This is a genomic window from Paenarthrobacter sp. NPDC089675 (assembly GCF_044749185.1).
Taxonomy (GTDB): Bacteria; Actinomycetota; Actinomycetes; order Actinomycetales; family Micrococcaceae; genus Arthrobacter.
The window spans coordinates 226,494-249,398 of sequence record NZ_JBIVHM010000001.1; the positions used below are offsets into that span (position 1 = coordinate 226,494).

At 62.7% G+C, this 22,905-nt stretch carries 21 protein-coding genes; 13 read left to right on the forward strand and 8 right to left on the reverse strand.

The window, feature by feature from the left end:
* Window positions 1-77: 77 nt before the first annotated feature.
* From ychF to ACIPY2_RS01155, 5 genes are all read left to right on the forward strand, one after another.
* Window positions 78-1,163 carry a redox-regulated ATPase YchF gene (gene ychF / locus ACIPY2_RS01135; protein WP_400264560.1) on the forward strand — a complete coding sequence of 362 codons (1,086 nt, stop codon included), beginning with the start codon at window positions 78-80 and terminating at the stop codon, window positions 1,161-1,163.
* Between the two features lie 315 nt (window positions 1,164-1,478).
* A complete protein-coding gene (locus ACIPY2_RS01140) occupies window positions 1,479-3,161 on the forward strand; it encodes an ABC transporter substrate-binding protein (RefSeq protein ID WP_400264561.1) in 1,683 nt (560 codons plus the stop codon).
* Between the two features lie 127 nt (window positions 3,162-3,288).
* Window positions 3,289-4,218, forward strand: a complete 930-nt coding sequence (locus ACIPY2_RS01145) for an ABC transporter permease (RefSeq protein WP_400264562.1) — start codon at window positions 3,289-3,291, stop codon at window positions 4,216-4,218.
* On the forward strand, window positions 4,208-5,152 hold the full coding sequence (locus ACIPY2_RS01150; protein WP_400264563.1) for an ABC transporter permease: 945 nt from the start codon (window positions 4,208-4,210) through the stop codon (window positions 5,150-5,152). The genes ACIPY2_RS01145 and ACIPY2_RS01150 overlap by 11 nt, the downstream gene beginning before the upstream one ends.
* A gap of 10 nt (window positions 5,153-5,162) precedes the next feature.
* Entirely contained in the window at window positions 5,163-6,872 is a 1,710-nt protein-coding gene (locus ACIPY2_RS01155) for a dipeptide ABC transporter ATP-binding protein (RefSeq protein ID WP_400264564.1), read from the forward strand.
* Window positions 6,873-7,025: 153 nt separating this feature from the next.
* On the opposite strand, the gene ACIPY2_RS01160 is transcribed toward ACIPY2_RS01155, so the two are convergent.
* Window positions 7,026-7,736, reverse strand: coding sequence for an SGNH/GDSL hydrolase family protein (locus tag ACIPY2_RS01160; RefSeq protein ID WP_400264565.1), 711 nt, complete (start codon window positions 7,734-7,736; stop codon window positions 7,026-7,028).
* Window positions 7,737-8,140: 404 nt separating this feature from the next.
* On the opposite strand from ACIPY2_RS01160, the gene typA reads away from it, so the two are divergent.
* From typA to ACIPY2_RS01185, 5 genes are all read left to right on the forward strand, one after another.
* Window positions 8,141-10,057, forward strand: coding sequence for a translational GTPase TypA (gene typA, locus ACIPY2_RS01165; RefSeq protein WP_400264566.1), 1,917 nt, complete (start codon window positions 8,141-8,143; stop codon window positions 10,055-10,057).
* Between the two features lie 25 nt (window positions 10,058-10,082).
* Complete coding sequence (locus tag ACIPY2_RS01170; protein WP_400264567.1) at window positions 10,083-10,499, forward strand: hypothetical protein; 417 nt, start codon at window positions 10,083-10,085, stop codon at window positions 10,497-10,499.
* A 316-nt stretch (window positions 10,500-10,815) separates the two neighbouring features.
* Window positions 10,816-11,142: a ferredoxin gene (gene fdxA, locus ACIPY2_RS01175; RefSeq protein ID WP_018776555.1), complete on the forward strand. Its 327-nt coding sequence runs from the start codon at window positions 10,816-10,818 to the stop codon at window positions 11,140-11,142.
* 14 nt (window positions 11,143-11,156) lie between these two features.
* A complete protein-coding gene (gene dapC / locus ACIPY2_RS01180) occupies window positions 11,157-12,305 on the forward strand; it encodes a succinyldiaminopimelate transaminase (RefSeq protein WP_400265085.1) in 1,149 nt (382 codons plus the stop codon).
* Between the two features lie 231 nt (window positions 12,306-12,536).
* Complete coding sequence (locus ACIPY2_RS01185) at window positions 12,537-13,820, forward strand: citrate synthase (protein WP_400264568.1); 1,284 nt, start codon at window positions 12,537-12,539, stop codon at window positions 13,818-13,820.
* Window positions 13,821-13,898: 78 nt separating this feature from the next.
* On the opposite strand, the gene galE is transcribed toward ACIPY2_RS01185, so the two are convergent.
* On the reverse strand, window positions 13,899-14,939 hold the full coding sequence (gene galE, locus ACIPY2_RS01190) for a UDP-glucose 4-epimerase GalE (RefSeq protein WP_400264569.1): 1,041 nt from the start codon (window positions 14,937-14,939) through the stop codon (window positions 13,899-13,901).
* Between the two features lie 80 nt (window positions 14,940-15,019).
* Here galE and ACIPY2_RS01195 point away from each other — a divergent pair, with 80 nt between their 5' ends.
* Window positions 15,020-15,646: a TetR/AcrR family transcriptional regulator gene (locus ACIPY2_RS01195; RefSeq protein ID WP_400264570.1), complete on the forward strand. Its 627-nt coding sequence runs from the start codon at window positions 15,020-15,022 to the stop codon at window positions 15,644-15,646.
* A 91-nt stretch (window positions 15,647-15,737) separates the two neighbouring features.
* On the forward strand, window positions 15,738-16,349 hold the full coding sequence (locus ACIPY2_RS01200) for a hypothetical protein (protein WP_400264571.1): 612 nt from the start codon (window positions 15,738-15,740) through the stop codon (window positions 16,347-16,349).
* Between the two features lie 4 nt (window positions 16,350-16,353).
* Here the strand turns inward: ACIPY2_RS01200 and ACIPY2_RS01205 are convergent, their stop codons facing one another.
* A complete protein-coding gene (locus ACIPY2_RS01205; protein WP_400264572.1) occupies window positions 16,354-17,196 on the reverse strand; it encodes a hypothetical protein in 843 nt (280 codons plus the stop codon).
* A gap of 13 nt (window positions 17,197-17,209) precedes the next feature.
* Window positions 17,210-18,235: a 2,3,4,5-tetrahydropyridine-2,6-dicarboxylate N-succinyltransferase gene (gene dapD, locus ACIPY2_RS01210; protein ID WP_400264573.1), complete on the reverse strand. Its 1,026-nt coding sequence runs from the start codon at window positions 18,233-18,235 to the stop codon at window positions 17,210-17,212.
* 132 nt (window positions 18,236-18,367) lie between these two features.
* Between dapD and dapE the strand changes: the two genes are divergently transcribed.
* Window positions 18,368-19,492, forward strand: a complete 1,125-nt coding sequence (dapE, locus tag ACIPY2_RS01215; protein ID WP_400264574.1) for a succinyl-diaminopimelate desuccinylase — start codon at window positions 18,368-18,370, stop codon at window positions 19,490-19,492.
* 69 nt (window positions 19,493-19,561) lie between these two features.
* Here dapE and ACIPY2_RS01220 read toward each other — a convergent pair whose 3' ends face one another.
* From ACIPY2_RS01220 to ACIPY2_RS01235, 4 genes are all read right to left on the reverse strand, one after another.
* On the reverse strand, window positions 19,562-20,410 hold the full coding sequence (locus ACIPY2_RS01220; protein WP_400264575.1) for an amino acid ABC transporter permease: 849 nt from the start codon (window positions 20,408-20,410) through the stop codon (window positions 19,562-19,564).
* Window positions 20,407-21,057 carry an amino acid ABC transporter permease gene (locus ACIPY2_RS01225; protein WP_400264576.1) on the reverse strand — a complete coding sequence of 217 codons (651 nt, stop codon included), beginning with the start codon at window positions 21,055-21,057 and terminating at the stop codon, window positions 20,407-20,409. The genes ACIPY2_RS01220 and ACIPY2_RS01225 overlap by 4 nt, the downstream gene beginning before the upstream one ends.
* A 95-nt stretch (window positions 21,058-21,152) precedes the next feature.
* Entirely contained in the window at window positions 21,153-22,031 is an 879-nt protein-coding gene (locus ACIPY2_RS01230) for a glutamate ABC transporter substrate-binding protein (RefSeq protein WP_400264577.1), read from the reverse strand.
* 77 nt (window positions 22,032-22,108) lie between these two features.
* Complete coding sequence (locus tag ACIPY2_RS01235; RefSeq protein WP_400264578.1) at window positions 22,109-22,864, reverse strand: amino acid ABC transporter ATP-binding protein; 756 nt, start codon at window positions 22,862-22,864, stop codon at window positions 22,109-22,111.
* Between the last annotated feature and the right edge of the window lie 41 nt (window positions 22,865-22,905).

A 22,905-nucleotide genomic window follows, 5' to 3' on the forward strand; every position in this document is an offset into this window, starting at 1 on the left:
CAAGGCAGGCCGTGAGGTCCGGCGCAGGGCGGACCAGGAAATGGAGCGGGCCGGGCCACCGGGTAGAATCAATGCTCGTGGCTCTTACTATTGGCATCGTCGGACTGCCCAACGTCGGCAAATCAACCCTCTTCAACGCACTGACCCGCAACCAGGTGCTCGCTGCGAACTATCCGTTCGCAACGATCGAACCGAATGTCGGCGTCGTGAACCTCCCGGATCCGCGCTTGGCCAAGCTGGCGGAAATCTTCGGTTCACAGCGGCTGCTGCCTGCTCCAGTGTCCTTCGTGGACATCGCCGGCATCGTCAAGGGTGCCTCGGAAGGCGAAGGCCTGGGCAACAAGTTCCTGGCCAACATCCGCGAAGCCGAGGCCATAGCCCAGGTTGTCCGCGTATTCGACGACCCCGACGTCGTCCACGTTGACGGCAAGGTCGATCCGCGCTCGGACATGGAAACCATCAACACCGAGCTGATCCTGGCGGACCTCCAGACCATTGAGAACGCCATTCCACGCATCGAAAAAGAAGTCAAGATCAAGAAGCGCGATGCTGCCGAACTGTCGGCCATCAAGGCCGCGCAAGCCGTGCTGGAACGCGGCGACACCATCTTCTCGTCGATCAAGAGCGACAAGCTGGAGATGGCGCACCTCAAGGAGTTGGGCCTCCTCACTGCCAAGCCGTTCATCTATGTCTTCAACGCCGACGAAGGCATTCTTGGCGATCCAGCCAAGCAGGACGAACTGCGTGAACTCGTTGCTCCCGCGGACGCCGTCTTCCTCGACGCCAAGCTCGAAGCCGACCTCGTGGAACTGGACGAGGAAGAAGCCCGCGAAATGCTGGAAATGAACGGCCAAACTGAATCCGGCCTGGACCAGTTGGCACGGGTTGGGTTCCACACACTCGGGCTGCAGACCTACCTCACGGCCGGTCCGAAGGAAACCCGGGCCTGGACCATCCGCCAAGGCGACACCGCGCCGCAGGCCGCCGGCGTGATCCACTCCGACTTCCAGCGGGGCTTCATCAAGGCTGAAGTTGTCTCTTTCGATGACCTCGTCGAGGCCGGTTCCATGGCCGAGGCCAAGTCGCGCGGCAAGGTCCGCATCGAAGGCAAGGAATACGTCATGGCCGACGGCGACGTGGTGGAGTTCCGCTTCAACGTCTAAATCTCCGAGAGCCAAACAAGCCCCGGTCCAGCTGACACGATCAGCAGGGCCGGGGTTCTTTTTGCCCAAAACGCCGCCTGTCCTGCTGTCAGACAGCGAATGCTACCACCCAGTAGGGTTTGACTTGAAATTCCCGCCAGATTAGGCAAGGAGAGGTTGCGGAACGGTTACAGTTTGGCCAGTTTGTTCCAACATCCGGACGCAATGTGGGTAGGCTTACACTCACATGTAGGCAACGTCACAGTAGGAATCTGTGCCCGCGCCCGGGGAATTTCGTACTTCCCCTGCCCAACTCCACAACTCATAGGAGGCGGAATGCGTTTCTCGCGCACTTCCAAAGCTCTAGGCGTAGCGGCGATCGTCGCCCTCGCCATGACCGGTTGCGGCGGCGGCTCCGGCAGCAACTCGAACAGCTCTGCCGCAGGCGACCCGAACAAGGTCATCACCGCATACAGCAACGAACCCCAGAACCCGCTGCTCCCGGCAAACACCAATGAGGTGTACGGCGGCCGCGTTGTCGAACTGTTGTTCGAAGGCCTTCGTTCCTACGACGCCAACGGCAAGCCGGTCAACGCTCTGGCCGAGTCCATCGACACCACGGACTCGCAGAACTGGACCATCAAGGTCAAGTCCGGTGCGAAGTTCACCAACGGCGAGCCCATCACGGCCAAGACGTTCGTTGATTCCTGGAACTTCGCTGCGCTGAGCACCAACCTCCAGAACAACGGCTTCTTCTTCGAGTCCATCGAAGGCTATGCCGATGTCAGCGCCGTCAACGAGACCACGGGTGCTGACGGCAAGAAGACCTCCACCCCAGCCCCCAAGGCCCAGACGATGTCCGGCCTGGCTGCCAAGGACGACCAGACCATTACGGTCAAGCTCGCCCAGCCTGAGGCCGACTGGTCCCTGCGTCTTGGTTACTCCGCCTTCTACCCGCTGCCTTCCGAGGCATTGAAGGATCCCAAGAAGTTCGGCGAGAACCCGGTAGGCAACGGCCCGTACAAGTTCGAAAAGGATGGCGCCTGGGTCCACGACCAGTCCATCTCCCTGGTCAAGAACGCTGATTACAGCGGTCCGCGTGCTGCCAAGAACGGCGGCGTGACCTTCAAGTTCTACACCGATCCGGGCCCGGCATACACCGACCTCCAGGCAGACAACCTTGACGTCACCGACGTCCTGCCGTCCAACGCCCTGAAGACCTACACCACTGACTTCCAGGACCGTAACTCCACCAAGCCGGTGGCCAACAACTCCACCCTGAACATCCCGGGTTACAACCCGAACTTCCAGGGTGAAGCCGGCAACCTGCGCCGCCAGGCACTGTCCCACGCCATCAACCGCGACGAGATCACCAAGGTGATCTTCAACGGCACCCGCACCCCGGCCACCGAGTTCACGGCTCCCGTGCTGGATGGCTACAACAACAACATCCCGGGCAGCGACGTCCTGAAGTTCGACGTCCAGAAGGCCAAGGACCTGTGGGCACAGGCTGAAAAGATCAAGCCGTACGACGCTTCCAAGCCCCTCCAGATCGCATCGAACACCGACGGCGGCAACAAGGAATGGATCGACGCCGTAGCCAACGGTTTCAAGAACAACCTCGGCATCCAGGCTGAAATCCAGCCGTTCGCGAAGTTCGCTGAGGTGCTGAACCTGCGCAAGTCCCAGTCCCTCCCGGGCCTGACCCGTGCCGGCTGGCAGGGTGACTACCCGTCGCTCTACAACTTCCTCGGCCCGGTGTGGGCAACCAACGCTTCTTCCAACTACGAGAAGTACTCGAACCCCGAGTTCGACAAGCTCCTCAAGGATGGCCTGGCATCGAAGACGCCTGAAGAAGCCAACGCCAAGTTCAACAAGGCACAGGAGGTCCTCTTCAAGGACCTGCCCGGCCTGCCGCTGTGGTACCAGAACCGTCCGATCGTGTGGAGCAACAACGTTGTGAAGGCCGAGACCGGCTGGAACGGCGGCATCCTCTACTACAACATCGAGGCCAAGTAATCCTCAGGATCTGAACTTGCCGTGAGGCATTGGGGGCCCGGCCATGGCGCCGGGCCCCCAATTGCTTGCCCCGGCAGGAAGGCAAACATGACACACCAACACCCGTCCAGAGAAAGGGGGGTGAACCGTGGTCCGCTACATTTTGCGTAGGCTCCTCCAGGTGATTCCCGTCTTCCTGGGAACCACACTCCTTGTCTACTACATGGTGTTCGCACTTCCCGGCGACCCCATTGCAGCTCTCTTCGGCGAACGCCAGCCCCCGCAGAGCGTCATCGACGCCCTCCGGGCCCAGTACAACCTCGACCAGCCGTTCTGGGTGCAGTACGGGATCTTCCTGAAGAACCTCTTCACCTTCAACCTCGGCGTTGACTTCACCCAGCAGCCCATCGCGGCGGCCCTCGCCCGGGCTTTCCCGGTGACCGCCATGCTGGCCATCGAAGCCCTCATTATCCAGGCCGTCTTCGGTATCGCATTCGGCGTTTTCGCCGGCCTGCGCAAGGGCAAGCTCTTCGACTCCACCGTCCTGGTGGCTTCGCTCATCGTGATCGCCGTACCGACGTTCGTGCTCGGCTTCGTTTTCCAGTTGGTCTTCGGCGTCCAGCTCGGCTGGGCCAAACCGACTGTCGGCGCCAATGCCGATTGGGGCAACCTGATCCTGCCGGCAGTGGTACTGGGACTGGTGTCTTTCGCCTACGTCCTTCGCCTTACCCGCGCATCCGTCAGCGAGAACATGAATGCGGACTATGTCCGGACGGCGACGGCAAAGGGTCTTTCCCGCCCCCGCGTTGTCATGGCCCACATCCTCAGGAACTCGTTGATCCCCGTGGTGACCTACCTCGGCGCCAACCTTGGCGGCCTCATGGGTGGCGCGATTGTCACTGAAGGCATCTTCAACGTCCCCGGAGTCGGCAACAAGCTGTTCCAGGCCATCCAGCGCAGCGAGGGTCCCACCGTCGTCGCGATCGTGAGCGTCCTTGTCCTCGTCTTCGTTGTCACCAACCTCCTGGTTGACCTCCTGTACGCCTGGCTTGACCCAAGGATCCGCTATGACCAGTAACACCGAACACTTCGTTGCTCCCGTCGAAGAGACGCCGCTTCAAGCGACCGACACAGTCAAGACGGAACAGGCACCCCTGAGCCTTTGGGCGGATGCGTGGCGGAAGCTGCGGCGTCGTCCGTTGTTCATCGTCTCCGCGCTGCTCATCCTTCTGCTGGCGACCGTTGCACTCTTCCCGGGCCTGTTTACCAGCGTGGCTCCGAACAGCGACTGCCAGTTGGCCAACTCGGAAGCCGGCCCCACCGCCGGTCATCCCATGGGCTTCACCCTCCAGGGCTGCGACGTCTACTCCCGCGTGATCCACGGTACGCAGGCTTCGCTCTCAGTGGGCATCCTCTCCGTCCTGTGCGTCATCATCATCGGCGTCACCCTTGGGGCGCTGGCCGGTTACTACGGCGGCTGGCTGGATGCCGTCCTGGCACGTCTCGGCGACATCTTCTTTGCACTGCCGATCATCCTCGGTGCTTTGGTCATCACCCAGCTGCCGCTGTTCCGTGAGAACCGCAGCGTCTGGACCGTGGTGTTGACGATCTCCCTGCTGGCCTGGCCGCAAATGGCCCGAATCACGCGAGGTGCCGTCATCGAAGTCCGCAATGCAGACTTCGTGACTGCGGCGCGCTCACTGGGCGTCTCCAAATTCGGTGCGCTGGTCAAGCACGCGCTGCCCAACGCGCTGGCACCGGTCATTGTGCTCGCAACGCTCGAGCTCGGCGTCTTCATCGTGCTGGAAGCCACGTTGTCCTTCCTGGGCGTGGGGCTTCCGACCAGCGTCATGTCCTGGGGCAATGACATCTCCGCAGCCAATGCGTCCATCCGCACCAACCCGGGCATCCTGCTTTACCCGGCTGCGGCCCTGTCCATCACCGTCCTGAGCTTCATCATGCTTGGCGACGCCGTACGCGATGCTCTTGATCCCAAGAGCCGTCAGCGCTAAGGAGGCGAACATGACTTCTGCCAACATCAGGATCGATGAAACCTCGGCAACGGTGCGGCCCATCCTCGAAATCAAGGACCTGGCCATCACCTTCAAGACCGGCTCCGGTGAAGTGAAGGCCGTCAAGAACGCCCACCTCAGCATCATGCCCGGCGAGACCGTCGCCATTGTGGGGGAGTCCGGTTCGGGAAAGTCGACGACGGCGCTGGCCGCCATCGGTCTGTTGCCGAACAACGGGCGCGTCTCGGCGGGACAGATCCTGCTCGACGGCGAGGACATCGCCCATGCGCCGGAGAAGCGGATGATCGAACTCCGCGGCAGCCACATCGGCATGGTCCCGCAGGACCCCATGTCCAACCTGAACCCGGTGTGGAAAATCGGGTACCAGGTCAGGGAAACCCTCAAGGCCAACGGCCGCCCGGACGGTCCGGAAGATGTTGCGCGGGCGCTGGCGGAAGCGGGTCTTCCCGATGCTGCCCGGCGAGCCAAGCAGTATCCGCACGAGTTCTCCGGTGGTATGCGTCAGCGTGCCTTGATCGCGATCGGCCTCAGTTGTCAGCCAAAGCTGCTGATTGCCGATGAGCCCACATCGGCCCTGGACGTTACCGTGCAGCGGAAGATCCTCGACCACCTGGACAAGATGACCACCGAGCTGGGCACGTCCGTGCTGCTCATCACGCACGATCTCGGCTTGGCCGCAGAGCGCGCCGACAAGGTGGTTGTGATGTACCAGGGCAACGTGGTTGAGGCCGGGCCTTCCCTTGAACTGCTCCGCAACCCGCAGCACCCGTACACCAAGCGCCTGGTGGAGTCGGCTCCGTCGTTGGCCTCGCGCCGCATCCAGGTGGCCAAGGAGCAGGGCGTCGAGGCGGGAGACCTGCTGGCACCCACCGCGGCCGGCGAACTCCGTGCAAAGGACGATGTCCTCCAGATCCGCGACCTCCGCAAGGTCTACAAGCTCCGCCAGGGGCTGGGCCAGGCCACGGACTTTGCCGCCGTCGACGGCGTGAGCTTCGACGTCAAGCGTGGCACCACCACCGCGATTGTTGGCGAGTCCGGTTCGGGCAAGTCCACGGTTGCAAAGATGGTCCTTCAGTTGGAGAGCCCCACCGAGGGCCAGATCATCTTCGACGGCGTGGACACTGCCGGCCTGAAAGGCAAGGAGCTCTTCAAATTCCGCAGGCGGGTGCAGCCGATCTTCCAGGACCCGTACGGTTCGCTGGATCCGATGTACAACATCTTCCGTACCATCGAGGAGCCGTTGCGGATCCACAAGATCGGCAATGCGGCGAGCCGGGAGAAGAAGGTCCGCGAACTGCTGGACCAGGTTGCCTTGCCGCAAACCACCATGCAGAGGTACCCGAACGAGCTTTCAGGCGGCCAGCGCCAGCGCATCGCCATTGCCCGTGCGCTCGCCCTGGATCCTGAAGTCATCATCTGTGATGAGGCAGTGTCCGCCTTGGACGTTTTGGTGCAGGCCCAGGTGCTGAACCTGCTGGCCGAGCTGCAGGACAACCTTGGGCTGACGTACCTGTTCATCACGCACGACCTCGCGGTGGTGCGGCAGATCGCAGACAACGTCTGCGTCATGGAGAAGGGCCAGCTCGTCGAAACCGGTACCACGGATGAGGTGTTCGAGAACCCGAAGCAGGACTACACCCAGGCCCTCCTGGATGCCATCCCTGGCGGTTCCCTGTTGCTGCCCCCGGCGGTGGCATAACCCGCCGTCGTACTTCACGGCAAGTGCTCTAAAGCGAAGAGCCGGTGGTCCCCGAAGAGGGAACCACCGGCTCTTGCCGTTAACTGCTGCGGGGCCCGCTATGCGCGCTTCCCACGACTGAAAGGGCGCAGAGCGGGCCCCGCAACGAATGTGCTATTCAGTGTCAGGTTTCGCCGTCAGACCCAGCGAGGCGAGCTCGCCGGCCAATACGCTGCCCAGCTTCTCGTGTCCGGAGGGCTTCATGTGCACGCCGTCCTGGAGGTCTTTCACGGCGTCGTACCGGGTCAACCAATCGCCGGCACTGACGAAGGGGACGTTGTTCTTGGCGGCGATCCTGCCAAGGAGCGCATCAACCTCGGTCCGTCGGCCGCCACCGTTGGCGGCACCCTTGGCCAGGGTGCCGATCATGGCCATCCGTGAACCGGGATAACGCTTCTTGAGCACGGCGAGGAGACGCTCGGCGTTGCTGGTGATCTGGTCGTCGGAGGCCTTTTGCGCGGCATCGTTGCCTCCGCCCTGGAGGACGATCAGCGGCGGCGTTCCGTAGGGCAGCACCCAGTCGCCGCGCTGCAGCGCATCGATGTAGTTGCCCGTCTTGGAGGTGGAGGCCACGAAGCCGGTTCCGCCCATGCCCGCCACGTAGAGCTTGTAACCGAGCGCGGCGATGCCGCGCTGCGGCCAGGAATCCTTGGGCTGCGATTGCGAGTCGCCGATGAGCACGGCCGTGTGCCGGACGTCGGCCAGGATAATTTCGTTGCGGTTGTTGACCGGGTTCCTGTAGAGGGAGCCCACCGGCAAATCCGGAGTGGGCGATGCTGAAGGCAGGCCCTGCGGTTTTTGGGCCGCAGCAGTAGCAGCTGCCACGGGGGCAGGTGAGCCTGATGAAATGGTGGGGGTTGGCGTGTTTGTTCCGCAGCCTACCGACAGAACGCCCACGGCGATCAACGGTGCGAACAAGCGGAACACGGCCGAAGCTTTTCGCATCGATGTTCTCCGAAGGGCACTGGTTCCTGCAGATATCATGGGGCATCGGAGCGGGAAAATCCAGCATCTTGATTGAACATTTAGCAAACACTGCGGAAGTGTGAGTACGGCCACTTTGGAAGGCTCCGGCTCTTGCTTTTTGGGAGCTCTAATGCTGGTGCGTTTAGAATAGCCATAGGTGCCCTGTGTCCCGGGGTCTTTTCGTTGTGTGTTCCGGTCAGGAAGATCAGGTATGCGCGCGGATGAAAACAGCTGACTTCACCACTGAAACGAGTCATAAACGCATGTCTGAAACTACCGTTAACACTGCGTCGCGGAGCGATCTGCGCAACGTCGCGATCGTCGCACACGTTGACCACGGCAAGACCACCCTGGTCGACGCCATGCTCAAGCAGACCAACTCCTTCGCCGCCCACGGCGAGGTTGAGGACCGTGTGATGGACTCCGGTGACCTGGAGCGCGAAAAGGGCATCACCATCCTCGCCAAGAACACCACGGTTGCCTACAACGGCCCGTCCTCCAACGGCGAGACCATCACCATCAACGTCATCGACACTCCCGGCCACGCCGACTTCGGTGGCGAGGTGGAGCGCGGCCTGTCCATGGTCGACGGCGTTGTCCTCCTGGTGGACTCCTCGGAAGGTCCCCTTCCCCAAACCCGCTTCGTGCTCCGCAAGGCCCTCGCCGCGCACCTGCCGGTGATCCTGCTGGTCAACAAGACCGACCGCCCTGACGCCCGCATCGACGAGGTCGTCCACGAGTCCATGGACCTCCTCCTCGGCCTCGCCTCCGACCTCGCGGACGAAGTTCCGGACCTGGACCTGGACAAGGTCCTTGAGGTTCCCGTTGTCTACGCGGCAGCCAAGGTTGGCCGCGCTTCACTGGAGCAGCCGGCCAACGGCTCTGCCCCGGAGAACGAGGACCTTGAGCCGCTGTTCAAGACCATCATTGAGCACATCCCGGCTCCGACGTACAACCCGGACGGCGTGCTGCAGGCACACGTGACCAACCTGGACGCTTCGCCGTTCCTCGGCCGCCTTGCCCTGCTCCGCATCTACAACGGCACGCTGCGCAAGGGCCAGCAGGTTGCCTGGGCCCGCCAGAACGGTGAGCTGAAGACCGTCAAGATCACCGAACTCCTGGCCACCAAGGCTCTCGAGCGCGTTCCGGCAGAGTCCGCCGGACCGGGTGAGATCGTGGCTGTTGCCGGTATCGAGGACATCACCATTGGTGAAACTCTGACGGACGTAGAGAACCCGCAGCCGCTCCCGCTGATCACCGTGGATGACCCTGCGATCTCCATGACCATCGGTGTCAACACCTCGCCGCTGGCCGGCAAGGTCAAAGGCGCCAAGGTCACGGCCCGCCAGGTGAAGGACCGCCTGGACAAGGAACTGATCGGTAACGTCTCCATCAAGGTTCTGCCCACCGAGCGTCCGGACGCCTGGGAAGTCCAGGGCCGTGGCGAGCTCGCGCTGGCCATCCTCGTCGAGCAGATGCGCCGTGAAGGCTTCGAACTGACTGTGGGCAAGCCGCAGGTAGTCACCAGGACCATCGATGGCAAGCTTCACGAGCCGATGGAACACATGACCATCGACGTTCCGGAAGAGTACCTCGGTGCCGTCACCCAGTTGATGGCTGCCCGCAAGGGCCGTATGACCAACATGGCCAACCACGGTACCGGCTGGTGCCGCATGGAATTCATTGTTCCTGCCCGTGGCCTGATCGGTTTCCGCACCCGGTTCCTCACGGACACACGTGGCGCCGGTATCGCAGCCTCCATCTCCGAAGGCTACGAGCCGTGGGCCGGCCCCATCGAATACCGCACCAACGGTTCGATGGTTGCCGACCGCGCCGGTGTTGTGACGCCTTTCGCCATGATCAACCTCCAGGAGCGCGGTTCCTTCTTCGTGAAGCCCACGTCCGAGGTTTACGAAGGCATGATTGTTGGCGAGAACTCCCGCGCCGACGACATGGACGTCAACATCACCAAGGAAAAGAAGCTCACCAACATGCGTGCAGCTTCTTCCGACTCCTTCGAGAACCTCACGCCGCCGCGCGAGCTCACCCTTGAAGAGTCCCTCGAATTCGCCCGCGAAGACGAGTGCGTTGAGGTGACCCCGGAAGACATCCGTATCCGCAAGGTCATCCTGGATTCCAACGAACGCGCCAAGGCGAACCGCGCCCGCGCAAAGGCGTAATGCCCCGGACATTGGGACAAAGCGTATGAAGAAGGGGGCCGCCGGCGCGGTCCGCGGCACTGCCGCGGGCCTGCTGGCGGCTCTTTTTGTTGCCCTTGCCGGTACCGCGCTGCATCGTCAGTCCGTGCTGGTTGCCGGCGTCGACGTTCCGTGGGGAGTCTGCGCGGCGTTGCTGTTGCTGGCCTCGGTCCAGCTGTGGCTTGCCGCCTGGTCTCGTTCGGTCATCCCGTCGGCGGTAGCCGGCCTTGGCGCTTATGCCGCCGTTGGAGTACTCTCCTCGGGCGGTCCGGACAAGGTACTGATCCTCGGTGACACGGTGGGTAACGCCTGGATTTTCGGCATAGCAGTAGTGACCCTGGTCATGCTCCTGGTTGCAGCCCGGCTTCGGGCGCGGTGGAACTCCGCCTCGGCGGCGGTGGCGGCACCTGCTTCGCGGCAATGACGCTTTCAAGCGGAATTTCGACGTCGGACGTCCGCGTGCGCACTGTACAACTGGTTCCGCTGGACTCCAGCAGGTAGCCAAGAGCGTCGGTGAGCCCGTCCTCCATCCTGTACCGGACCACCACCCGGGTCCCGGGTTGGGCGGTCATGAGGAACTGTCGGGGTGGCATGGCTGGGGGAGTCACCGATTCATACTATGTCTCGGGCTAGGTTGGCGTCGCAGCCCTGTTGGATAATAGGTTGGAAGTTCAGTGCCGGCACGTTGCCGGCCGTATTAACCCGGCCATCGCCGGGACAACCGTTGAGAGGTCTGGGACGTGACGTACGTAATCGCGCAGCCGTGTGTGGATGTCAAGGACAAGGCATGTATTGAAGAATGCCCTGTCGATTGCATTTACGAAGGTGAGCGTTCCCTCTACATCCACCCCGACGAATGCGTCGACTGTGGTGCCTGCGAACCCGTGTGCCCGGTGGAGGCCATCTACTACGAGGATGACACCCCGGAGGAGTGGGCCGACTACTACAAGGCCAACGTCGAATTCTTTGACGACCTTGGTTCCCCGGGCGGCGCTGCCAAGATCGGCAACACCGGCAAGGACCACCCGTTCATTGCCGCACTGCCGCCGCAGAACCAAGACCACTAAGGGTGGTTGCACCCTTGATTTCCGCTGCCCCGGCTTTCGGCCTTAACCTGCCCGACTACCCCTGGGAGGCCATGGCGCCGTACGTTGCAACGGCGTCCAAGCACCCGGGCGGGGCAGTGAACCTCTCCATCGGTACTCCCGTGGACCCGACTCCGGGCCTGATCCGTGACGCTTTGGCTGCTGCTTCGGATGCCCACGGTTACCCGACAGTGCACGGTACCGAGCAACTGCGCCAGGCCGTGGTGGACTGGTTCGCTGCTCGCCGGGGCGTCCCCGGACTGGACCCGCGCGACGTCATGCCCACCGTGGGTTCAAAAGAGTTGGTGGCCTGGCTGCCGTTCCTCCTTGGCCTGGGTAGCGGCGACGTCGTGGTGCGGCCTACCGTTGCGTACCCGACCTACGACATCGGAGCCACCCTCGCCGGTGCAACGGCAGTGGCTGCGGACAACCTGGATGAACTCGATGCCGCTACCCGCGCGAAGGTGCGGTTGGTTTGGATCAACTCCCCGGGCAACCCCACGGGAAGCGTTCGGAGCGTGGAGTCGCTGCGGGAAATCGTCGCCCAAGCCCGCGAACTCGGGGCGGTAGTTGCATCCGATGAGTGCTACGCCGAGCTTGGCTGGGGCGAATGGGACGCCCAGCGCGGCGGGGAAGCCGTCCCCAGCGTGCTGGACCCCCGCGTTACCGGCGGCTCCACGGACGGCCTGCTGAGCGTTTACTCATTGAGCAAGCAGTCCAACCTTGCCGGGTACCGTGCAGCGTTCGTTGCGGGGGACTCCTCGATCATGGCCAACCTCGTGAATAGCCGCAAGCACGCGGGCATGATCGTACCCTACCCCGTGCAGGAAGCCATGCGCGTTGCACTCGGCGATGCTGCGCACGTGCTCGCGCAGAAGGACCTTTACAGGGGCCGGCGCGAGCGTCTTGTCCCGGCGCTGGAGGGGTTCGGCCTGCAGATCCATGAGTCCAAGGCGGGTCTCTATCTCTGGTCTTCGGCCGGTGAGGCCACGTGGGATACCGTTGCCCGCTTTGCCGAACTCGGCATCGTGGTGGGACCGGGAGTCTTTTATGGCGACGCCGGCAATGGCTTCGTGAGGGTGGCCCTGACCGGAACCGACGAGCGCATCGACGCGGCGGTGGAACGGCTCAACACAGCCTCATAACAATGCTGTGACTTGCAGCACAAACCCCGTGTTTCCGCCAGTAACCGTACGGCACCGATTAGTTCCGGACGGTTACTGGCGGTAGCTTTTTAACTGACTATCAATGGTGGCCTTCAATAAGAAAGCACTCCGGCCGTTGGAGCCCTGCAACAGCGGGGCCGAATGCGGCGTCACCAGAAGTTTGGTTGGACAAGTTCTATAGAGGCCCAGAGGCCTCATGAAGGGGACTCCATGACTGAGACCACCAGCGCGATCCTGCGCCATGCCAACGGCGAACTCGAACTGCCGCGCATCAAGGTTGTAGAAGGAAACGAAGGCTATGACGTTTCCAAGCTGCTGAAGCAGACAGGCGCCGTTGCCTACGACCCCGGCTTTATGAACACCGCGGCCACCACTTCGGCCATCACCTACATCGACGGCGACGCCGGTATCCTGCGCTACCGCGGATACCCCATCGAGCAGCTCGCCCAGCACTCGAGCTTCCTCGAAGTTTCCTACCTGCTGATCTACGGCAACCTTCCCACTCCCACGGAACTGGAAGAGTTCGATCAGCGCATCCGCCGCCACACCCTGCTCCATGAGGAGCTGAAGGGCTTCTTCGGCGGCTTCCCGCGCGACGCACACCCGATGCCCGTGTTGTCCTCCGCTGTCTCTGCGCTGTCCACGTTCTACCAGGACTCGCTGGACCCGTTCAACGCAGAACACGTTGAAGTTTCCACCATCCGCCTGATGGCAAAGCTGCCCGTCATCGCGGCCTACGCGCACAAGAAGTCCATCGGCCAGCCCATGCTGTACCCGGACAACTCCATGAACATCGTGGAGAACTTCCTGCGCCTGAGCTTCGGCCTTCCTGCGGAGCAGTACGAAATGGACCCGGTGGTGGTCAAGGCCCTGGACCTCCTGCTCATCCTGCACGCGGACCACGAGCAGAACTGCTCCACCTCCACCGTTCGCCTGGTGGGTTCGTCCAACGCGAACCTCTTCGCTTCTGTTTCTGCCGGCATCAACGCCCTCTTCGGTCCCGCCCACGGCGGCGCCAACGAGGCCGTCCTGAAGATGCTGCGCCAGATTCAGGCCGAGGGCATCAAGCCCGAGGACTACATGGAGAAGGTCAAGAACAAGGAAGACGGCGTCCGCCTGATGGGCTTCGGACACCGTGTATACAAGAACTACGATCCCCGCGCCAAAATCATCAAGGCAACGGCACACGAAGTCCTTGGCAAGCTCGGCGGCAACGACGAACTGCTGGACATCGCCATGCGCCTCGAAGAGAAGGCCCTTGCGGACGACTACTTCATCCAGCGCAAGCTTTACCCGAACGTCGACTTCTACACCGGCCTCATCTACAAGGCCATGGGCTTCCCGGAGAAGATGTTCACGGTTCTCTTCGCCATCGGCCGCCTTCCGGGCTGGATTGCCCAGTGGCGTGAAATGATCAACGACCCCCAGACCAAGATCGGCCGCCCGCGGCAGCTCTACACGGGGGAGCCGGAGCGCAACTACCCGGCCAACTAGCACGGCTGTTACGACGTCGGCCGCCCACCTCGCGAGAGGTGGGCGGCCGACGTCGTTTTTTGCCTTGGTTTCGGGCGCCTATGCGTTGTTCGCAGCGGCCGGTTCGGCCGCGTTGTAGCCGTAGGGATTGTTCTTCTGCCAGCGCCAGTGGTCTTCGCACATTTGGTCCACGGTCTTGGTGGTGGACCAGCCGAGGTCGGCCAGGGCGGAGGAAGCGTCCGCCCAGAAAGCAGGGAGGTCGCCTGCGCGGCGTCCTGTGATTTCGTATGGGATCGGCTGACCGACGGCCTTTTCGAAGGAACGCAGGACCTCCAGCACCGACGAACCCCTGCCGGAGCCGAGGTTCCAGCGGCGGACGCCCGGTTTGGTGGCGATGTAGTTCAGGGCGGCTACGTGGCCTTCGGCGAGATCAACCACGTGGATGTAGTCGCGCTGGGCCGTGCCGTCCGGGGTGTCGTAGTCGCCTCCGAAGACCATGAGCTTCTCCCGGCGGCCCACGGCCACCTGCGCGATGAACGGAACAAGGTTGTTGGGGATGCCTTGGGGGTCCTCGCCGATGCGTCCTGAGGGATGGGCGCCGACGGGGTTGAAGTAGCGCAGGAGTGCTATGTGCCAGCGCTCGTCAGCGTTGCCGAGGTCGGAGAGGATGTCCTCGATCTGTTCCTTGGTGCGGCCGTACGGGTTGTTGGCCCCGATCTCCATTTTTTCGATATAGGGGATCGGATTGTGCTCGCCGTAAACCGTGGCCGACGAACTGAAAACGATCGAACGCACATTGTGCTTGTCCATGGCCCGGAGGAGGTTCAGGGTGCCCACGATGTTGTTGTAGTAGTAGGCCAGGGGCTCCTGGACAGACTCGCCAACAGCCTTGAGTCCCGCGAAGTGGATCACGGCGTCGATCTTGTGCTGGTCGAAGACGGCCTCGACGGCGGGCTCGTCCACCAAGTCCACTTTGTGGAAGGCAGCGGTCTTGCCGGTCAATTCAGAAACCCGGCGAAGTGACTCTTCGCTGGAGTTCACAAGGTTGTCGAGGACGACGACTTCGTGGCCGGCTTCCTGAAGGGACAGAACGGTGTGCGAACCGATGTAGCCGGTGCCACCTGTGACAAGAATTTTCATGGTGTCTACGCTAGCCGAAAATCGGGGCGCGCCGCTCAGTGTTGAGCAGCGTGGAAGCACGTCCGTGCTAGAAAATACTGGTGCCCAAAATTGTTGATGCCGAAGCCCGGCGCCAGGAAGTTGTCCAAGCTGTATTCCGCATCATTGCCGGTGACGGCCTGGAGAGGGCATCCCTCCGTGAAGTCGCAGATGAAGCGGGCCTGGCGGTGGGGTCGGTCCGGCACTACTTTTCCAGCAGTGACGAACTCCTGGTGTTCTCGTTCGCGACCGTGGTGGACCGCATCGCATTCCGGCTGGAATCGGCACTGAGGGAGGCGGAAGCAACGTCCCAGGGTACCGCCGAACGGCATTCCGCGGTGCTCAACCTGCTGGGACAATTCCTGCCCTTGGACGAGGAATCGGCCGTGGATGCTTGCGTCTGGATGGCATTCAGGCAAGCCGCCCGTATCAACGAGGCTTTCGCCGGCGAGGCGGAACGCAGCCACCGGACAGTGGCAGCGATTGTGGGCCGCCTGATTGTGCTCCTGAGCCCGGACGAGGCTGAATCACCCCACCACCTGGTCACCGAAGCCGAACGGCTGCTGGCTACGCTCGACGGCTTATGCATGCACGCCCTGCTCCAGCCGGACTGGATGACGGCACAGATGTGCAGCGATGTGCTGACCGCCCACCTGGCCGCCTTTGACGCCGTGCCGGCAGCCCGCTGACCCCCAAAGCAGAACCCCCGCGGCGTTAACGAACCGACCCTTCGGGAATAGACTGGGACATGTCGGGAACCTGCCCAAGGGAGGAATTCGGATGCATGAGTCAGGCGGCCCGGGTTGGCGCATCACCATGGACACGTCCGGGCCGATGCTCATCGCCCTGTACTTGCGCGACGTCGCTGGCCTCGACGGTGCCGGGAAACCTTTGCTTTCCCATGCCGCCCCGAAAGTCAGGCACGCCGACCATAGCCACCTGACTTCCGACGTCGGCGGCATGAGCGCCCTGAAGACCGAATGGGAAGCCTGGTGGGAAAAACTCGTTAAGTCCTATCCCAAGCCGGCCCTCGAATTGGCGCCGCCCAGCTTCAAAGCCTTCGGTAACTCGCCGGCCCTCCAGCGTGTGCTGCAAGCCCACTTTGGATCGGCGCTGGGCTGGGCAACGGACCGGATCGACGAGTACTCCGAGCTGGAGGCTGCCCGCGAGGCCAACGGTATGACCAGTGTCCTCAACGAGATGGTGGAGGACCGGCTGCTGGAAGTGGGCAGGAGTTCCCGGGACTTCGACCTCACCATCATTGAGCTGCCGTTGAACGAGCCCCGTGCCTGGTACCTCGAACCCAGCACAATGATCATGAGTCACCGGCTCCTGTCCCAGCCGGACGTGTTCCGCAGCTATGTCCAGCCGGTAGTGGAACTGCTCGCTTAGGCGCCTACGTGGCCGGAGCGGAAACCGTGATGGTCACCGTTTCCGATGGCGCCGCAGCGGGGACCCAGCCGTTGCGCTTTTCCCTGTTCCAGGTTTGGCCGGCCACGTCCACTTGCGTGATGGAGAGCTCTTTGGCATTGGCCACGGCCCAATGCCCCACGGCCCAAGCCCGCGTCCCCGTCACGTTGAGGCGAACCGACCGGCCCTCGACGCTGGCCGCCTGGGTGCCGAACGCCGTCGTCAGTGCTTTCACGACGGCGGAGGGGTCGCCTGCCGCGCCGGGCATGCGTAGTTCGCAGTCAAGCGCCGATTCGGAATGTCCGGTCAGGGCGGAAGCGAAAGCGCGGCCCATCGGTTCGTGCTGGGCGTAGGCCCGCGGGAAGGCGGAGCGCTGGACTGCCTGGGCGGCCTGGGTGACTTCCATGGATTCGTATCCCGGAATCTTTACCAGGCCATCGTAGAAGGCGTTCGCGGCGTAGACGGGATCCATGACCTGGGCTTCGGTGCCCCACCCCTGGGAGGGCCGCTGCTGGAAGAGGCCGCGGGAGTCCGGCCCGGCCTGGTCTCCGTAGTTGATGTTCCGCAGCTGTGATTCCTGCATTGCCGTTGCCAGGGCAATGCTGGCCGCGCGTGGAGGGAGCCCGCGGCGCACCGCGATGGCAGTGATGAGCGAAGCATTGGCGGCTTGGTCCGTGGCCAGTTCGTAGTGTTCCGTTCCGACCACAGCGACGCAGCGCTCCGAAACCAAGGTCTCGGAGCGCTGCAGTACTGCGACTATTGCGTAGACGGCGCCGGCCACCAGGGCCAAGGCCAACACCGCAACAACGGCGCGGCGCAAGCTGCGCATCGTTTGTCCCCTGTTAGTTGGCGTGCAGGGCCTCGTTCAGCTCAACGGTTTGTCCCTTGCGCGGAAGGACTTCCACCCCGCCCGTTGTGGAGTTGCGGCGGAAGAGCAGGTTGGGAACGCCGGAGAGTTCCACGGCCTTGATGATCTTGCTGGTGTCCTCGCCATTCTCGTCCTTGGGGCCGGGAACGCGGACGCGCGTACCTGCCGTGACGTACAGGCCGGCTTCGACGACGGAGTCGTCGCCGATGCTGATGCCCACGCCCGAGTTTGCACCGAGCAGGACACGCTCACCGAGGGCAATCTTTTCCTTGCCGCCACCGGAGAGGGTGCCCATGATGGAGGCGCCGCCACCCACGTCCGTGCCGTCACCGGCCACGACGCCGGCAGAGATGCGGCCTTCCACCATGGATGTGCCAAGGGTTCCGGCATTGAAGTTCACGAAGCCTTCATGCATCACCGTGGTGCCCTCGGCGAGGTGCGCACCCAGGCGGACGCGGTCGGCGTCGGCAATGCGTACACCCGTGGGGACCACGTAGTCCACCATGCGCGGGAACTTGTCCACGCCGTAGACCACCACGTTGCCGCGCTTGCGCAGGCGTGCCCGGGTGAGTTCGAAGCCTTCAACGGCCGCCGGTCCAAAGTTGGTCCACACAACGTTGGGAAGCTTGCCGAAGATGCCGTCGAGGTTGATGCTGTTCGGCTTGACCAGACGGTGGGAGAGGAGATGCAGGCGCAGATACGCGTCCGCGGTGTCCGCGGGGGCTGCGTCGAGGTCGATCTGCGCGAAGACCACCTTCTGCTCGGTGCCGCGGTCGGCGTCCTTGCCGTCTTCGGCGAGGGCCGTAAGGGTCGGATCTGCGTTTTCCACGTCGCGGAGTGTTTCAGCGGCCACGCCCAGGGCGGGGGCCGGGTACCAGACGTCCAGCACGGTGGCTTCCCCGGAGGCCGAGGTAGCGATCGTGGCAAGCCCGAATCCGTAGGCTGATCGGTCGGTGGCGGGCGCGTGCGAGGACACGGCAGAAGAAACAGTTTCAGTCATGGCCCCAAGTCTATCGATCCCTTGTATCCCCGCTGAAACCGTTCCACGGAGCGGGAGTCGCAATTCGGCTACCCTCCCGCAGCGTCCAGCCGCGTCCTACGAGCGGCGAGGGGGAGGGCCTAGAGTTGGAGGGTGACCCTGAACCCTGCACCTGCCCTCCTTGACCTGCGCCAGGACGTTGCTTTGCTGACGGCGGCCATTATCGACATCAACAGCGTCTCCGGGAACGAAACCCGGCTGGCAGACGCAGTGGAGTCCGCTTTGGGCGCCTTGGCCGACTACACCGTGGTGCGGGACGGCGACGCCATCATCGCGCGCACGGAATTGGGCAGGTCGGAGCGGGTGATCCTTGCCGGTCACCTGGATACTGTCCCGCTTCCCACGGTCCCCGGATCCCTGGGAACAGTGCCCGCTACCTGGCAGTCCGGCATTCCCGGTGAGGGGGTGCTGTTCGGTCGTGGAACCACTGACATGAAAGGCGGCGTGGCTGTTCAGCTGGCGCTGGCGGCCACGCTGTTCGACGACGGACACCAGCCGGACAAGGACGTCACCTTCGTGTTCTACGACCATGAGGAAGTGGAAGCGGTCAAGAGTGGTCTTGGCCGGCTGGTCCGCAACCACGGCGATCTTCTCGATGGCGACTTTGCCATCCTGCTCGAACCGACGGACGGCACCGTGGAAGGCGGCTGCAATGGCACCAGCCGGTTTGAAGCAACGACCTTCGGGGAAACCGCACACTCCGCGCGGGCCTGGATGGGAATCAACGCGATCCACGCCGCTGCGCCGATCCTTGAGCGCCTGGCTGCCTACGAGCCAAGGACCATCAACGTGGACGGCCTGGACTACCGTGAGAGCCTGAATGCCGTGAAGATCAAGGGCGGCACCGCAGGGAATGTCATACCTGACCGTTGCGTCGTGGAGATCAACTACCGCTTCGCTCCGGACAAGACTCCCGACCAGGCCGAAGCGCACGTCCGTGAACTCCTGGAGGGCTTCGACGTCGTGCGGACCGACGCCGCCGCAGGCGCCCGGCCGGGACTCAACCACCCTGCCGCTGCGTCCTTCGTTGCCGCCGTCGGAGCCGAGCCGAAGCCGAAATACGGTTGGACCGACGTCGCACGCTTCAGCGAGCTGGGCATCCCGGCGGTGAACTTCGGACCGGGCGATCCACTGCTGGCACATAAGGACAACGAGCACGTCGACGCCGATGCCATCCGGGAGTGCCTGCGTGCACTGCGGACGTGGCTGGGCCAGTAGGCACGTCGGGCAACGAAAAGGGCGGGTACCGGGTTTGAACCGGTAACCGCCCTTTTCGTGGCTGTGGTCCTATTTGGCAGTCGGAACTGCTCCGGCTGCGGTGGCCCTTGCCGTGCCGCCTGCGGCCTTCTTGGAGCCCCGGCGTTCAATCCAGATCGCAATCCGGGACACAGAGAGGTTGATCAGGATGTAGATGGCCGCACCCACGAAGAACGCAGGGAACAGGAAGTTCGGGCCAAGGAAGTCAGCCATGATCTGGATTTTCCGCAGCAGTTCCTCGTAACCGACGATGTAGCCGAGCGAGGTGTCCTTGAGGAGCACCACCAGCTGGGCCACCAACGACGGAAGCATGCGCCGGGTTGCCTGGGGAAACTCGATGATCATCCGTGACTGGAAGCTGCGGAGGCCAATGGCCAAACCGGCTTCACGCTGTCCCTTGGGAAGGGACTGGATGCCCGCACGCAGGATCTCCGCGAAGATGGCCGCGTTGTAGAGCACCAGGCCCGCAACGACAGCCACGAACTGTCCCGTCGCGAAGACCAGCAGTACAAACAACATCATGAGGACCACTGGCATGCCACGCAGGAATTCGAGGACAACCTGCGTTGGCACCCGGATCCAGGTGATCAGCGAAATCCGGAGCAGGCAGAGGGCAATCCCCAAGGGGAATGCGATAACAGCCGCCACCGCAGCAGCCATCAGCGTGGACACAATGCCTTGGCCTATCAGGTTCCAAACGTCCGGAGCCATGGGGCCGTAGAAGATCTCCCAGCGGTCGGCGTCGAAGATGCCCTGCTGGGCGAGGGTCATGACCGCGATGGCGAGGACGCCAAGGATGATCAGGATGCCGGCGGCGGAGCCGATGAGCGAGTAGAGGCGCGCCTTGGGGCCTGGGACGTCGTAGAGGACGGAAGTCATCGGGCAATCGCCACCTTTCGTTCAACAAAGTGCGCCAGAAGGCCCAAGGGAACCGTGATCAGCAGGTAGAAGAAAGCGACGCCCAGGAGGATCCAAAGGACTTGGTCGCCGTAGTCGTTGGAGAGCTTGCGGCCGTAACCGAAGAGTTCAAGGACAAAGAAGGCACCTGCCACGGACGAGTTCTTGACCAAGGCGATCACGATGTTGATCAATGGCGGAACAACGGTCCTGAGCGCTTGCGGGAGGACGATGAACCCAAGGACCTGGGTAAACGTCATGCCGATGCTTCGGGCTGCTTCGGCCTGGCCTACCGGGACACTGTTGACGCCGGAGCGGACGGCTTCGGCGACGAACGCTGCGGTGTAGGAACTGAGGGCGATGATGGCCGCCACTTCGAACTGGTCAAACTTGATTCCAAGCCTGGGCAGGACGATGGCGGAGAAGAAGAAGATGATCGTAAGCGGGGTGTTCCTGGCGACTTCCACGTAGAACATGCTGAACCCGCGCAATGCCGCGACAGGTGAAACCCTCATGGCGGCGAGGATGGTGCCCGCAACGAGGGCGATGACCCCCGAGATGACGGAGAGGTAGAGGGTCCGGAGAAATCCGTCCCAGTATTGGGGGAGGCTTGCTATGACGGCGTCCATGGCTTCCTTTGGCTGCAGCTAATCACGGAACAGGGTCCTGGTTCAGCAACTGCCGCCGCCCCTGATGGAGACGGCGGCAGTTGCCTGACCGGCGACTAGTAGCGGTTGACGGCAGGAAGCTCAGGCGTGGTCTTGATGACCTTGCCTGCAGTGGCTTCCCAGGCCTTCTTGTAGGTGCCGTCCTTCTGGAAGGACTCGAGCTGGTCGTTGATCCAGTTACGGAAGACCGTGTCGTCCTTCTTCAGGCCGATACCATAGGGCTCCTTGGTGAAGGTCTGGTCGGAGGCGAGCTTGAAGGCGTCCGGTTCCTTGTCCACGTAGCCGGCGAGGATGACGTTGTCAGTGGTTACCGCTACGACCTGCTTGTTGCGGAGGGGCTCCAGGCAAGCGGTGTAGGTAGCGGCGGGAACAACTTCGGCGCCATACTTTTCGGCAATGGTCTTGGCCGGGGTGGAGCCGGTCACGGAGCAGACCTTCTTGCCCTTGACGTCCTCCGGCTTGGTGATGGAGTTGTCGTCCTTGTTGACCAACAGGGCCTGGCCGGCCTCGTAGTAAGGACCTGCGAAGGAGACCTTTTCCTTGCGGGCGTCGTTGATGGTGTAGGTAGCGATGACCAAATCAACGCGGCCCTGCTCGATGAAGGATTCGCGGTTCTGCGAGACCGTTTCGACCCATTCGATCTTGTCTGCCGGAATGCCGAGCTTGGCGGCGATTGCCTTGCCGATTTCCACGTCGAAACCGACCGGCTTGCCATCCAGGCCCTTCTGGCCGAAGAGCGGCTGGTCGAACTTGGTGCCGATGGTGATCTTCTGGGCCTTGTTCAACTTCTCCATGCTGGTGCCGGCTTCAAAGCTCGCCGAGGCAACCGGGGGAGTCGTGGAACTGCCGCCACCGCCGCACGCGCTCAGCGAGATGGCCAGCGCAGCTGATGCTGCAACCAGGAGTGACTTCCTCCGGGTGAACAGAGACTTCATGACGTTCCTTTCATTGGTAGGCCGCTATACGGCCGGGTGCGTTTTCCTCGTCGCCTGGGTGCGGGCGGCAGAAGGAGCTAGTGGGTCAGGAGCTTGGACAGGAAGTCCTTGGCGCGGCTGCTTTGGGGATTCGTGAAGAATTCCTCAGGGGCAGCGTCTTCCACGATTTGGCCGTCAGCCATGAACACCACGCGGTCCGCCGCTTTGCGGGCAAAGCCCATCTCGTGCGTCACCACGATCATGGTCATGCCTTCCTTGGCCAGTTGGATCATGACGTCCAGGACCTCATTGATCATTTCCGGGTCAAGGGCGGAGGTGGGCTCATCGAAGAGCATCACCTTGGGCTTCATCGCCAGCGCACGGGCAATAGCCACGCGCTGCTGCTGGCCGCCGGAAAGCTGGGCAGGGAGCTTGGGAGCCTGATGCCCGACGCCCACGCGCTCCAGGAGGGCCATGGCTTCGCGTTCCGCAGTTCCCTTGGCGACCCCTTTGACCTTGATGGGTCCCAGGGTGACGTTCTCGAGGATCGTCTTGTGCGCGAAAAGGTTGAAGGACTGGAAGACCATTCCGACGTCGGCACGAAGGTGTGCGAGTTCCTTGCCTTCCTCGGGCAGCTTCTTTCCATCGATCGCGATCTCGCCGTCGTCGATCGTTTCCAAACGGTTGATGGCACGGCACAGCGTGGACTTACCCGAACCGGAGGGTCCGATGACCACCACAACCTCACCCTTCTTGACTTGAAGGTTGATGTCTTTGAGGACGTGCAATTGACCGTAGTGTTTGTTGACGCTGTTCAGGGAGACGAGCGCATCGCCGGACACTTGAGTAGTCATAGCTCGAATCTAGCGAACAACGAAGTAAATATGACTACGGT

Coding starts and splice junctions, on each gene's coding strand:
- dapD (WP_400264573.1), bottom strand. CDS start 18,235: ATGACTGAAACTGTTTCTTCTGCCGTGTCCTCGCACGCGCCCGCCACC.
- ACIPY2_RS01200 (WP_400264571.1), top strand. CDS start 15,738: ATGCATGAGTCAGGCGGCCCGGGTTGGCGCATCACCATGGACACGTCC.
- ACIPY2_RS01235 (WP_400264578.1), bottom strand. CDS start 22,864: ATGACTACTCAAGTGTCCGGCGATGCGCTCGTCTCCCTGAACAGCGTC.
- ACIPY2_RS01150 (WP_400264563.1), top strand. CDS start 4,208: ATGACCAGTAACACCGAACACTTCGTTGCTCCCGTCGAAGAGACGCCG.
- ACIPY2_RS01220 (WP_400264575.1), bottom strand. CDS start 20,410: ATGACTTCCGTCCTCTACGACGTCCCAGGCCCCAAGGCGCGCCTCTAC.
- typA (WP_400264566.1), top strand. CDS start 8,141: ATGTCTGAAACTACCGTTAACACTGCGTCGCGGAGCGATCTGCGCAAC.
- ACIPY2_RS01225 (WP_400264576.1), bottom strand. CDS start 21,057: ATGGACGCCGTCATAGCAAGCCTCCCCCAATACTGGGACGGATTTCTC.
- ACIPY2_RS01155 (WP_400264564.1), top strand. CDS start 5,163: ATGACTTCTGCCAACATCAGGATCGATGAAACCTCGGCAACGGTGCGG.
- galE (WP_400264569.1), bottom strand. CDS start 14,939: ATGAAAATTCTTGTCACAGGTGGCACCGGCTACATCGGTTCGCACACC.
- ACIPY2_RS01185 (WP_400264568.1), top strand. CDS start 12,537: ATGACTGAGACCACCAGCGCGATCCTGCGCCATGCCAACGGCGAACTC.
- ACIPY2_RS01205 (WP_400264572.1), bottom strand. CDS start 17,196: ATGCGCAGCTTGCGCCGCGCCGTTGTTGCGGTGTTGGCCTTGGCCCTG.
- ACIPY2_RS01140 (WP_400264561.1), top strand. CDS start 1,479: ATGCGTTTCTCGCGCACTTCCAAAGCTCTAGGCGTAGCGGCGATCGTC.
- ACIPY2_RS01170 (WP_400264567.1), top strand. CDS start 10,083: ATGAAGAAGGGGGCCGCCGGCGCGGTCCGCGGCACTGCCGCGGGCCTG.
- ACIPY2_RS01230 (WP_400264577.1), bottom strand. CDS start 22,031: ATGAAGTCTCTGTTCACCCGGAGGAAGTCACTCCTGGTTGCAGCATCA.